The following is a 12,063-nucleotide window of genomic DNA, read 5'->3' as shown; positions in this document are numbered from 1 at the left end:
ATAGTATAAGCACCTTCTCTCTTACATAAGGATTCTCATGCTCTTTTAAAGTCTTTAGTAGCCGTTCCTTTTGTTCTTGAGAAAGATGGTTTTTGGCTGGCATATGTGGCTAAAAATAACTTAGTACTTAATTTTATATTATACAATCAAGCTGCGTAACAGCTTAAACTCATTTTTTAGCCCCTCCTCGCTTGCGGGGAGAGGCTGGCGGTGGGGTTCTACGTTATATCATAGCCAAACAGTTTTGCTTCAAATCTTCTCAATGCAAAACAATTAAGAACAAGTGGTGCCTACGCCACATTGATCGTCACTTTTCAGCCAACCCTTAACTCCTCTATATTCAATCTGCGCCCATTGTCCCTGACAGCCTAATAGTTTGACATCAGTTCTACGTGGAACTCGTCCGATTTTTCGGCTTTGCTGACTGGGACTGGCATAAAGATTAACGCCATTAGTTTCATAACCCCTGGTTGCGGTGCCTAACATGGGCAAAAACACCCAGCCAGTTCCCCGAAAGCCGTCGCTATAATCCTTCCTAATTTTTACCCAATTTCCAGAGGAAGCGATGATATCAACTGACTCGTATGTGGGAATTTTTCCCAGAATTCGGCTACTGGTACCTGGGCCACTACGTACATTTAAACCTTGCGGATCTTTGTCGATGACGATTGCAGAAATATCACACTTTTTCTCATTAGCTGGTTGCGCTAATACGCTAAGATTAGCTGCGCCAGTATTGATAATCCAGCTAATGCTACCGAGTGCTAAGACCGCGATTAGCTTTGATGCTGCCTTCCTTGTCTTTTCAGTCATAAGCTTCTCTATTATTTAACACCAGCGTTGGTGCTGGTGCCAAATAATTACTTCATATCGTAGCCAAACAATTTCGGATCAACTTCTCCTAATTGCAAGTCAGCTAAGCCATACTCTGCCCAGCGTCGTTCCACCATCGCGGCAACATCTGGATCGGATTCCAAAGGTTCGCCCCATTCATGTTCGGTTTCCGGAGGAATTTTCGTAGTCGCATCAATTCCCATGCGTCCGCCTAAGCCAATTTTTTCACTGGCGAAATCCAAAGTATCAAAAGGCGTATTTGGCAAAATGAAAACATCTCGAACTGGATCAACTTTGGAACTAATTGCCCATACAACTTGACGCGGATCTCTGATGTTAATATCTTTATCTACCACAATCACAAACTTGGTGTAAGTAAACTGAGGTAAAGCACTCCAAAAAGCTAAGGCTGCCCGTCTTGCTTGTCCCGGATATGCCTTATCAATGGATATAATCGCCGCTTTATAACTCAGCGCTTCCATTGGGAGGAAGAAATCAACAATTTCTGAAACTTGTTGTCGTAAAATCGGCGTGTAGATGCGGTTCAGCGCGATCGCCATCATCGCTTCTTCTTTCGGCGGACGACCGCTAAAAGTTGTCATATACATTGGATCTTTGCGGTGTGTCATGCACTGGAAGCGAATCAACGGCGAATCCTCCACACCGCCGTAATAGCCCATGTGATCGCCAAACGGGCCATCTGACAGCACTTCCCCCGGTGTAATCGTGCCTTCTAGGACAAATTCCGAGTCGGCGGGAACTTCTAAATCCACCGTCTTACACTTCGCCAACTGCACCCCAGAACCGCCGTAGAGTCCCGCAAACAGCCATTCTGATAAATCAACTGGAATCGGTGTTGCAGCTGCCATGATGATCAGAGGGTCAACACCGAGTGCGATCGCAACCTCCAATTTCTTCCCCTGTTCCGCCGCCTTCCGCAAATGTCTCGCACCGCCCCGCACCGATAGCCAATGCACCGTCATCGTATTGCGAGATTGCAGTTGCAGGCGATAAACACCCACATTGGGCGTACCCGTCTCGCAATCCTTGGTAATTACCAGCCCCAGCGTGATAATCTTGCCAGCATCCCCCGAATAAGGACGAATCAGCGGCAATCTATTCAAATCCAAATCATCGCCTTGGATTACCACTTGATGACACGCCGGGAAAAAATCGCGTCCCGGTTTCGCCTTCAACACATCAAATAGCAGCTTGCCAAACTCCACCGCCTGAGAAATCTTCTTCGGTGGCTTCGGCTGTTGCAACATACTCAGCTTTTTGCCCAGTTCCTCCAACTCCAACGGATGCTGCATATTCATCGCCCAGCAAATCCGTTCAACTGTACCCATCAGGTTCACCGCCACCGGATAGTCAGCCCCTTTGACATTTTCAAATAGCAGTCCGGGGCCACCTTGTTGCAACATCCGGTTGGAAATCTCCGCAATTTCCATATCTGGGTCAACTAAGGCTGAAATCCGCCGTAATTGTCCCCTTTCTTCCAGTAGTTTGATGAATCCCCGCAGGTCTCTCGCCATGTTTAAGATATGTGAATCTTCATCTTTTATTATGGGATATATCTTGTGAACAGCTATGCCAGATAATCCCAGCTTGCGGGCAGCAAATGATTCTGCCGTTATCCACCAAATCAGCCTCTGTGTCTACCAAGCGATTATTTCTATCCAGCAGTACGAACCTGAATTACTCAGCGAAAAGTACAGGAATGCTCCTTGGAGCGATACTCGTTATCAGTCTGCATTCCTAGTGAAGTTGGAAGCAGAACTCAGTAAAGCCCAAGACAGGGATACACTGATTAAAACGGTACAGAAATTTCTGCAAGTTCTGCTAATTGGGCGCTGTTTAGAGTTGCCGATTTACAGTAACTTACTGGCAAAAATTCGTCATATGAGCCAGAGTCCAAACAATAGTGTAATGCAACAAGCCGCGGGAGCGAACAGCACTAATGTCCAAGATACCCCTAACGCCAGCAGCGCTGACGCACATACGCCAAAAGCGATCGCTATCTTACTTCTGGATACAGAAAACTTGCAACTCGACACCGAAACCGAAAATTTCTTAACAACAGTTTGCACCTATCCTATTCAAGTTAAAATTGCCTTTGCAAATTGGCGGCATCTGGGCAAGCTAGATGCTGAACTTCATGAGCGTGGCTATGACTTGATTCACGTTCCCGCTGGCCGAGACAATGCTGATGGGAAAATGATCGCAGTTGGCTTGTCAATTCGTGAACATTATCCCAAAGCCAGAGAAGTTTTAGTTTGCTCCTCAGACAAAGTGATGACCAACCTTTGTAACCATCTTCTAAAAAATGGATTAAATGTATATCGCGTTTGGCGACAAGGAGAAAATTTAACAATATCTAACTACAAAAATGGTAAAACTGAGACTTATCCCCCCAAAAAACCGCCCGAAATCCCAACATTAGCTCAATGTATTACGCATCTCCAATTACTGATTAAAACTGAGCAAGAACGTACTGGTAATCAGTGGATTAAGCTATCTATAATCTCCGCTTTATTTCTGGACTTACACAAAATTACTATCAGCCAAGTTGTCGCGGCTCATCTTCCGGGTAAGAGAGCTAGAGATATTTTTATAAACAATCCATCTGATTTTGTTGTTCATCAACCGCCAGAGCAATCTGAATTATATGTAACGCTATTTGAGACAATTGCTCCTAGAAGTGTAGTCAGTAATAACAGTAATAATACTGCTCCAACAGATGTTAAAACTGATATAAAGCCTTTACATACTATTAACTCTAAGGAAGAATTAGAACAGGCGCTTATAGGAATTTTGGGTACTATAAAAACCAAGTCTCCAGAGTCTAAAATTTCCTTATCACATTTGGGTACAGGTTTCAGAGCTGTATATAACAAATCTGCAACTGAAGTTCTTAAAAAATTAGGACTAGGCTCAAGCTTAAGTAAATTTTTACAGTCATGCCAAGGGTGGAAAGTTCAGAATACTGGTAAAGATGAGTTTGTGGAACTTGCCCAAAATCCTATATCTACGATTAATTCGCAAGCTGCTTTGGAACAGGTATTAATAAGTCTTCTAAACTCCTTAACTAATACATCTCAAAACTTGCCTATTCCCATAGAAAGTTTAGGGAGTGAATTCCACAAGCAATACGGGGTAACGATAAGCGCAATAATGAAGCAGTTGAAGATGGATGGTAACTTCCTAAAGTTTTTGCAGTCGTGTAGTGCTTTTAAGATAGAGAATTCAGGGAAGTCATATCGAGTTGCGATCGCTAAGTAAATTGGTCACAATAAAAATACGACACTCAGCATTTCTCGTTAAGAGTCTCTGACTCTTAACGCAAGTATTCGAGGCTCTGCCTCCTATAAATTAATATAAGACAGAGCCTGATAAATAGGCATTCCCAATTAAGAAACTCTTAACAAAGATTCAACTTAGCCAAATCGTCCGTTTACATAGTCTGCTGTCTGCTTCTTCGCAGGCTGAGCAAAAATAGTCTTCGTATCGTCAAACTCTACCAACTCCCCCAAGTACATAAACGCCGTATAGTCAGAAACACGAGCTGCCTGCTGCATACTGTGAGTCACTATTAGAATTGTTACCTGTTTTTTCAACTCAGCAATTAATTCTTCAATGCTGCCAGTAGCAATTGGGTCTAGCGCCGATGTCGGTTCATCGAAAAGAATAATTTCAGGTTCAGTTGCCAATGCACGGGCAATACACAACCGCTGCTGTTGACCGCCGGAAAGGTTGAAAGCTAAGTCATTTAAGCGATTTTTTACTTCCTCCCAAAGCGCAGCACTACGCAAAGCTTGCTCTACTTTTTCATCAATATGGCTACGCTTTGATACACCCCGCACCCGCAAACCATAAGCCACATTTTCGTAGATTGACTTAGGAAATGGATTAGGTCTTTGAAACACCATACTAATCCGCATCCGAACTTCAATCGGATCAACTTTACGACTGAGAATATTAATCCCATCGCTATCCAGGCGGATTTCCCCTTCGTAACGATTTCCGGGGTAAAGGTCGTGCATCCGATTGAAACACCGTAACAAAGTGGTTTTGCCACAGCCGGAAGGGCCAATTAGCGCTGTCACCTGTTTGTCAGCGACTGGCAGGTTAATATTTTTCAGTGCGTGGACAGTACCGCCATAATAAAAATTTAGGTTATTAACCTCAGCTTTAATATTTTTGGCTGAATTTGAAGAAGATTGGTTGGTTTCGATTTTTTCTACCATTTGATATCTTTGCGTAAACGATAGCGCAGAAAAATTGCTACACCATTCATAGCTAGTGTCATAATAACTAGGACGATACCCGCCGCCGCTGCATTAACTTGAAATTCTTCCTGGGGACGGGATACCCAATCAAACATTTGAATGGGCAAAACTGTGAAGGGTGCCAGCAACCACTTAAAAGAAATGAAAGGAAACTGTCCTTGAATTGGGGGTTCTGGCAAAAACGAGATGAAGGTAAGAGCGCCAATGGTAACTAGGGGAGCAGTCTCGCCAATGGCTCGTGCTAAGCCCACAATTATACCAGTAAGTATTGTGCCAGTTGAGTAACGCAAAACATGATCCCAGATCACCTGCCACTTGCTGGCACCAACTGCGTAGGCAGCTTCGCGAATACTATTGGGAATGGCGCGGAGAGCTTCGCGAGTTGTCACAATTACTATCGGCAAAACCAACAGTGCCAGAGTTAATCCGGCGGTGAGAACGCTTTCTCCCAACTTAAATCTATACACGAACAAGCCTAAAGCTAACAGTCCGTAGACAATGGAGGGAACTCCCGCCAAGTTGGTGACATTGATTTCGATGAAGTCGGAAAGCCAACCTTTCTTGGCATATTCTTCTAAATAAATACCTGCTGCTATACCTACTGGAATTGACGTTGCAGCAGTTACCAACATTACTAGGGCGCTTCCCACCCACGCAGAAAGGATGCCTGCTTCTTCCGCTTTGCGGCTGGGAAAAGAGGTGATAAATTGCCAATCAAGGCGCGGTAAACCGTCGTGCATTAAGTTAAGCACCAACGCCATCAGAGTGACAATTCCAAATAACATCGACAATAACCCGACGATTTGGAAAGCCAAGTCCCAACGCTTGCTCTTGGCGATAATAGAGCGTATCTCTTGTAGATTTTTCATTATTTATTAGCTAGTCATCGATTATTAACTTATTAATAACTAACTTAGTAAATTTCTCGGTAGCGTTTTCTCAAGAAATGACCGCCAATGTTGAAAACTAGGGTCATCAGCACTAGGGTTAATCCAGCTGCAAATATGGTTTCATATTCCAAGCTGCCATAAGGTAGGTCGCCGAGACTTACTGCTACGATGTAGGCGGTAATTGTCTGTGCTGGTTCTGTCGGATTCCAGGTAAGATTAGGCTGACCCCCAGCTGCGATCGCTACCACCATTGTTTCTCCCACGGCACGCGAAATTCCCAAAATGTACGCGGCCGATATCCCGGAAATAGCGGCTGGTAATACAACTCGCAACGCTGTCTGTAAGCGGGTAGCCCCCATTGCATAGGAACCCTCGCGCAAATTCACAGGTACAGCACGCATGGCATCCTCACTCAGAGAACTGACATAAGGAATAATCATTACACCGATCACTAGGCCAGCGCTCAACATATTAAAACCAGGCAAATCGGGATACACCTTCTGCAACAACGGGGTGACGAACAAAAATGCAAAATACCCGTAAACAACTGTCGGAATGCCTGCCAGTAATTCTAAGGCTGGTTTAACCACCTCTCGCACTCGTGGTTTAGCAAATTCGCTTAGATAAATAGCTGCAATAGTACCCAGCGGCACCGCCAGCAACAAGGCCACTGCTGTAGTAACTAAAGTTCCTGAAATCAGGGGCAATATCCCGTAGTTAAATTTTCCATCTGCGTCGGCAATCAAAGGCGACCAAGTGGTGCTGGTGAGGAATTCTACTATAGATACTTTCTGGAAAAATAGGAAAGATTCTTCAATTAAGATGCCGATAATTGCAAAGGTAACTCCTACCGAGGAAAGCGCCGCCAAAAATAACACAAACTCAATTGCCTTTTCCCGTAAGTCGCGTACTAGCTTTGACGATAATTGAGGTTGTTTAGAAGGTAGTTGCAGCGGTCTTTCGGTCATAATTAAGCCACTTATGGATCGTAGTTAAAATGCTTTTTAGGCTGGGCTTTGAGAGGATGTCTGAAAAGTCATAATCGAGACGCTTAGGCGGTTGAGATCCCCCTTGCATCCCCCTTTTTAAGGGGGACTTAGATTTGATTCTCTCCCCTTGAAAAGGGGGGCTGGGCGATCAAACTAACTTTTGACACTTCGGGGACATCCTCTGAGAAGGAAAAGGAAAAATTTAATAAGTAAATTTTTCCTTTTTATTGCCTATTACTGTTTAGCTTCGAGCTGTAGCAGTTGTTCAATTCGCAGTCCGGTTTTTGTATCGCCTGCAAACACTGTGCCAAACTTTTTGTTTTTGAAGTGACTATTCGCGAGGGTGTATGCCTGCGCTGGCAGAGCAACATACTTCACTTCACGAGCAAACTTACCAGCATTACCTATGTAATACTGTACAAACTGCTGCACCTGTGGCTTGTTAATGGATTTAGAGCTGACGTAGATAAACATAGGCCGAGACAGGGGAGTGTAAGTTCCATTCTGCACCGCCTGGGCAGATGGGGACACGGGACCTTTGCCGCTATCAATTGGTACTGCCTTCAACTTGCCCTTGTTTTCTTCGTAGTAGGCATATCCGAAGTATCCCAGCGCATTCTTATCGCGGGAAACGCCCTGTACCAGTACGTTGTCATCTTCGCTAGCAGTGAAATCACTCCTACTGGCTTTGGCTTTGCCGTTAACAGCTTCGGTAAAGTAGTCGAAGGTTCCAGAACTAGCACCCGGCCCAAATAGTTTTATAGGTGCATTGGGGAATGAAGAACGTACTTGGTTCCAAGTTTTGACTTTGCCTTGTGCCGCAGGCTCCCACATTTTCTTGAGTTCTGCAACTGTCAGGCTCTTGACCCAAGTGTTTGCCGGGTTAACCACAACTGTTAAGGCATCATAAGCAATTGGCAGTTCAACGTACTGAACGCCCGCGGCTTTACACGCCGCCATTTCTGAGGTGCTGATAGGACGGGAGGCGTTAGAAATATCTGTCTCGCCAGAACAGAATTTTTTGAAGCCGCCGCCAGTACCGGAAACGCCAACTGTAACTCTTACTGCGCCTCTTCTTGACTTCTGAAACTCTTCGGCTACGGCTTCAGTAATCGGGAAAACTGTGCTGGAACCGTCAATCTTAATTGTTGCTGGGCTTTGGGACTTAACCGCAGATACAGATAAACCAATTGTTGCAGCTGTGATTGCCGCAGTTCCTATTGCTGTCAAGCGGTTAAGCTTAAACTTTACTTCGTTGGCTGCCATATCCTTTGCTCCGGAACCCTAAGTTCGCTCTAAATCTAACCTCAGATAGAATACCTGCTCATGGTTAAGGATTTATAATCTAGGGTTGTGGTTGAGTTAAAATTAATTTATCTTTAGATGAAAAAAGAATTAAGTTTTGGTTAAAAGCGCTGCCATACTAACTAAAACTTAGGCTGGATAAAGGTAAAGGCTATCCTTAATAAACGATAAGAAACACAAACTACAATCAAATACCAAATAGGTTTTGAATTCGTTGACGTATCCGAATAAAAGGAGTCGGTTCTGTGATTCCTTCAGCAAGTAATCCTAAATCTCTTAGCGCCTGTTGCCTTTCAGATAATTTTTGAGCAATCTGATCGGCTAACTCTCGATGATCTACCAAAAGTTTCTGTAAATCGTGGCGATCTACTACAAATAAAATTGAATCTTCCAAAGTGCGAACTGTAGCTGAACGAGGGGTTCCCATCAGCAAAGACATTTCCCCAAAAAATTCTCCTTGGTGAAGCGTGGCAATATATTTCTCGGCTTTTTGGGAAAAAACTTCTACAGACCCGGTGAGAATAATGTAAAATGAATCGCCTGGGTCATTTTCTTGACATACAACTTGTCCGTTTGGAAAAAGTTGCCGATACCCATATTCAATTAATTGCCGCAATTCTAAATCACTACAGCCTTCAAAGTATGCCACGCGCCGCAACAAATCGCGCAGCGTCCAATTGTCAGGAGATTTTGAAACTAGCTTGTTGTTGGATGCGATCGCGCCATTCTGGGAGTTGATGCCATTGGAAACATCTGCGGCGTTATGTTTTTGAAACAAATTTTCTAATTTTTCTAGATTTCGGATTGTTACATCCTGCTGGGGAAAAGGAATCTCAATGCCTCGATAGCGAAATTCATGCTCAATCAAAAAGTTTAAAGAGCTTTTAATTGGGTCGCTATTTTGTGGCTGGTCGATCCAAAGTACCAGTTCAAAATCTAAAGAACTTTCTCCGAAAGCTTTAAACCAAACTTTGGGAGGAGGAGAAGATAAAACGCCAGGTTCCATGCGGGCGGCGGCTAAAAGTGCCTCGGTAACTAATACCGGATCGCTACCATATGCCACGCCAATTGGAAGATGAATGCGACAATTAGAATCTTTATAACTCCAGTTAATAATATGATTTTCGACAAAACGAATATTAGGAACTATAACGACAACGCCATTAAGTGTCCGGACAATGGTGGAACGAATAGAAATGTTTTCTACAGTTCCTAACAGGTTCTCGATTTCGATAAAGTCTCCGACTCTGATTGGTTGTTCAACAAGTAGCGTGAGTCCGCTGATAAAGTTGCTGGCTAAATTTTGTAACCCGAAACCTACACCAATCCCGATAACTCCAGCAAATACAGTCAGAGAGCTGAGGTTGATGCCTGCTGTTTGCAGCACAATCATAAAGCCCAAGCCTACCAACAAATAGCTAAGGACGGATGCGATCGCTTCTCGACTTCCCCTATCTAATCCCACTCGTACCAGCAGCTTCCGCTTTATCCATTCACTAATGGCGCGAGAAATCACAAATACCGTCAAGGCTAACAGAATCAGTTGGACAATCAAACCAAGCGAGAGAGAGTTGCTGCCTATATTAAAAAACGGCGTGGTAAAAAGCCAGAATAAGCCTGCAAATATCTGTTGTGCCGATGTGACAATCCAATTCATGAATTACTCCATTTGAAGAGGGAACGCGCGAAGCACTTTATCAATAAGACAAGGTTTGCTGGGAAAGTTCCCCCCAGCGCCATCCTCACGAGCCTGGGAACCAGAAAAAACCAGCAAAAGGAGTGTAACCGCCTTTGTTGAGCAAAATCAGCCGGAATCAGTATTATGGGGAAAGATGTAAAGAAATGTAAAGCAATATGCAAGACAAAGTTATTGTAATCGTTGGTGCCAGTGGTGGGATTGGTTCCGCCTTGACGCGCAAACTGGCACCAACCGGAGCGCAGTTGGTACTGGCAGCAAGAGATAGCAGCCGTTTGGATTCCTTGGCATCAGGACTCAATTCTGTTTTAACCGTACCCACAGATATTACCGACCAAAAGCAGGTACAGGCGCTGATGTCCAAGGCTGTTGCCCAGTTCGGGAAAATTGATGTCTTAGTCAATGCTGCTGGTGCTGGTATTCTCAAGCAGTACAACCAGTTAGAGGCAGAAGACTTAGATGCCATGATCGATGTGAATTTAAAGGGCAGCTTTTACACCTGTCAGGCGGCTGCTGAGGCGATGAAGGAGCATAAAAGCGGTCACATCTGCAATGTGGTAGGGATTTTGGGCAAGCACTCAATGGCGATGGCAACGGCTTACTGTGCCTCTAAATTTGGTGTTGTGGGTTTCAGCAAGTGCATGGCGGATGAACTGAAGCGTTTTGGCATCAAGTTCACCTTGTTCTACTTTGGCGGTGTCGATTCTCCCTTCTGGGATAAAGTTACCTTGAAGGTTGACCGAAAAAAGATGCTCAGTGCCGAAACTGCTGCTGACGCAATTATGTTCGCTCTTGCAGCCGATCCGCAGGCGGTGCCAATGGAAATTAATATTCAGCCAGAAAGCCACCTATTTTTCTAGCCTTGTCTCTCTCTTAGGAGTGACCGGGAAATCCGGGGAAAAGGGCAGAATTTACACTCAGGAAAGCTCTAAGACTGAATAAACCATGAAAATCGATCACGTTCGCTTTTATGTTGAAGATGCCACAGCGTTGCGCGACTGGTTTGTTCAAATCCTGGGCTTTCAATGTGTCTTTGGCGGTGCGAGTAGCGACACTCGCACGGAAGTAGTTAAAAGCGGTTCAGTCTGCTTTATTCTGTCTTCTCCTATTGCACCCAGTAGCCCGGTTGCTAAGTTTTTGCGCCTGCACCCTCCTGGTGTGGCAGATTTGGCTTTTCGGGTTCCAGATGTCGAGTCGGTGATGGAGAGGGCGCGATCGCAAGGGGCGAAAGTGCTGCAACCAATTAGACACTTTTTCCAAGATGAAGGATATGTCAAGTGGGGCAAAATCACTGGCTGGGGGTCGCTGTCGCATACTTTAATTGAAGCAAGCGGCAATTTGCCAGTTGATATTGGTTTTTTGGTATTTAGCGGGAATAAACAACAAACTATAGACAAGGGACTGTTTACCGCTATCGATCATGTGGTGCTGAATGTTCCTGCTGGCGATCTGGATCGGGCGGTTGCTTGGTATAAAAATACCCTCTCTTTTTTGCCCCACCAGTCGTTCGCAATTCAGACAAAGCGTTCTGGCTTGCACAGTAAGGTAATGGTTCATCCTGATGGTTGGGTGAAGTTACCGATTAATGAACCGAGTTCGGCTAATTCTCAAATTCAGGAATTTCTGGATGTGAATCGAGGTTCGGGAATTCAGCATATTGCGTTAGAGACTCCTGAAATTGTGCAGGCGATCGTGCGCCTCCGCGCCTCTGGTTTACCTTTCTTGTCGGTTCCCCCCACCTACTACACCGATTTGCAAAATCGCCAAGGACTCGACTTATCAAAAACTGAATTACAAGAAATCGCCAAGCAACAAATTTTGGTGGATTGGGAGAAGGACAATCCTCAAGCGCTGCTGTTGCAAACTTTTACTCAGCCAATTTTTCCACAGCCGACTTTCTTTTTTGAGCTGATTGAGCGTCGTTTCCAGGCGCAAGGCTTTGGGGAAGGCAATTTTCGCGCTCTTTTTGAAGCTATTGAGCGCGATCAGATGCAGCGCGGTAGTTTGGAATTCCCAATTCCCAATCCCCAATCCGTCCCAAAAATGCAGTAATCTGCTAT

The 12,063-nt window shown here is 44.6% G+C and carries 10 protein-coding genes; 3 read left to right on the top strand and 7 right to left on the bottom strand.

The genetic code is table 11. The features are described from left to right. Nucleotides 1-273: 273 nt before the first annotated feature. Nucleotides 274-813 carry an SH3 domain-containing protein gene (locus H6F63_RS21025; RefSeq protein ID WP_190639411.1) on the bottom strand — a complete coding sequence of 180 codons (540 nt, stop codon included), beginning with the start codon at nucleotides 811-813 and terminating at the stop codon, nucleotides 274-276. A gap of 47 nt (nucleotides 814-860) precedes the next feature. Next, nucleotides 861-2,369, bottom strand: coding sequence for a UbiD family decarboxylase (locus H6F63_RS21020; RefSeq protein WP_190639410.1), 1,509 nt, complete (start codon nucleotides 2,367-2,369; stop codon nucleotides 861-863). A gap of 55 nt (nucleotides 2,370-2,424) precedes the next feature. Here H6F63_RS21020 and H6F63_RS21015 point away from each other — a divergent pair, with 55 nt between their 5' ends. Further along, a complete protein-coding gene (locus H6F63_RS21015) occupies nucleotides 2,425-4,116 on the top strand; it encodes an NYN domain-containing protein (RefSeq protein ID WP_190639409.1) in 1,692 nt (563 codons plus the stop codon). A 155-nt stretch (nucleotides 4,117-4,271) separates the two neighbouring features. Here H6F63_RS21015 and pstB read toward each other — a convergent pair whose 3' ends face one another. The 5 genes from pstB to H6F63_RS20990 form a co-directional block, all read right to left on the bottom strand. Beyond that, entirely contained in the window at nucleotides 4,272-5,081 is an 810-nt protein-coding gene (pstB, locus tag H6F63_RS21010; protein ID WP_190639408.1) for a phosphate ABC transporter ATP-binding protein PstB, read from the bottom strand. After that, complete coding sequence (gene pstA / locus H6F63_RS21005; protein ID WP_190639407.1) at nucleotides 5,075-5,992, bottom strand: phosphate ABC transporter permease PstA; 918 nt, start codon at nucleotides 5,990-5,992, stop codon at nucleotides 5,075-5,077. Before pstA ends, pstB begins: the two co-directional genes overlap by 7 nt. Nucleotides 5,993-6,036: 44 nt before the next feature. Beyond that, a complete protein-coding gene (pstC, locus tag H6F63_RS21000) occupies nucleotides 6,037-6,981 on the bottom strand; it encodes a phosphate ABC transporter permease subunit PstC (protein ID WP_190639406.1) in 945 nt (314 codons plus the stop codon). A gap of 255 nt (nucleotides 6,982-7,236) precedes the next feature. Then, nucleotides 7,237-8,268: a PstS family phosphate ABC transporter substrate-binding protein gene (locus H6F63_RS20995; RefSeq protein WP_190639405.1), complete on the bottom strand. Its 1,032-nt coding sequence runs from the start codon at nucleotides 8,266-8,268 to the stop codon at nucleotides 7,237-7,239. 226 nt (nucleotides 8,269-8,494) lie between these two features. Continuing rightward, a complete protein-coding gene (locus H6F63_RS20990) occupies nucleotides 8,495-9,964 on the bottom strand; it encodes a cyclic nucleotide-binding domain-containing protein (protein WP_190639404.1) in 1,470 nt (489 codons plus the stop codon). Between the two features lie 197 nt (nucleotides 9,965-10,161). Here H6F63_RS20990 and H6F63_RS20985 point away from each other — a divergent pair, with 197 nt between their 5' ends. Then, the gene (locus H6F63_RS20985; RefSeq protein WP_190639403.1) at nucleotides 10,162-10,863 is read left to right on the top strand and encodes an SDR family oxidoreductase; all 702 of its coding nucleotides are present in this window, start codon (nucleotides 10,162-10,164) and stop codon (nucleotides 10,861-10,863) included. An 85-nt stretch (nucleotides 10,864-10,948) separates the two neighbouring features. After that, entirely contained in the window at nucleotides 10,949-12,055 is a 1,107-nt protein-coding gene (gene hppD / locus H6F63_RS20980) for a 4-hydroxyphenylpyruvate dioxygenase (RefSeq protein WP_190639402.1), read from the top strand. Nucleotides 12,056-12,063: the final 8 nt, after the last annotated feature.

This window comes from Trichocoleus sp. FACHB-40 (genome assembly GCF_014695915.1).
GTDB classification, from domain to species: domain Bacteria; phylum Cyanobacteriota; class Cyanobacteriia; order Cyanobacteriales; family FACHB-T130; genus Funiculus; species Funiculus sociatus.
Note: the sequence above shows the minus strand (reverse complement) of the source record. Positions and strands in the feature narration are given on the sequence as shown.

What these genes read in the sequence shown, in the direction of transcription:
- H6F63_RS20990 (WP_190639404.1), bottom strand. Translation starts at nt 9,964, where the DNA reads ATGAATTGGATTGTCACATCGGCACAACAGATATTTGCAGGCTTATTC.
- H6F63_RS20985 (WP_190639403.1), top strand. Translation starts at nt 10,162, where the DNA reads ATGCAAGACAAAGTTATTGTAATCGTTGGTGCCAGTGGTGGGATTGGT.
- hppD (WP_190639402.1), top strand. Translation starts at nt 10,949, where the DNA reads ATGAAAATCGATCACGTTCGCTTTTATGTTGAAGATGCCACAGCGTTG.
- pstB (WP_190639408.1), bottom strand. Translation starts at nt 5,081, where the DNA reads ATGGTAGAAAAAATCGAAACCAACCAATCTTCTTCAAATTCAGCCAAA.
- pstC (WP_190639406.1), bottom strand. Translation starts at nt 6,981, where the DNA reads ATGACCGAAAGACCGCTGCAACTACCTTCTAAACAACCTCAATTATCG.
- H6F63_RS21020 (WP_190639410.1), bottom strand. Translation starts at nt 2,369, where the DNA reads ATGGCGAGAGACCTGCGGGGATTCATCAAACTACTGGAAGAAAGGGGA.
- H6F63_RS21015 (WP_190639409.1), top strand. Translation starts at nt 2,425, where the DNA reads ATGCCAGATAATCCCAGCTTGCGGGCAGCAAATGATTCTGCCGTTATC.
- pstA (WP_190639407.1), bottom strand. Translation starts at nt 5,992, where the DNA reads ATGAAAAATCTACAAGAGATACGCTCTATTATCGCCAAGAGCAAGCGT.
- H6F63_RS20995 (WP_190639405.1), bottom strand. Translation starts at nt 8,268, where the DNA reads ATGGCAGCCAACGAAGTAAAGTTTAAGCTTAACCGCTTGACAGCAATA.
- H6F63_RS21025 (WP_190639411.1), bottom strand. Translation starts at nt 813, where the DNA reads ATGACTGAAAAGACAAGGAAGGCAGCATCAAAGCTAATCGCGGTCTTA.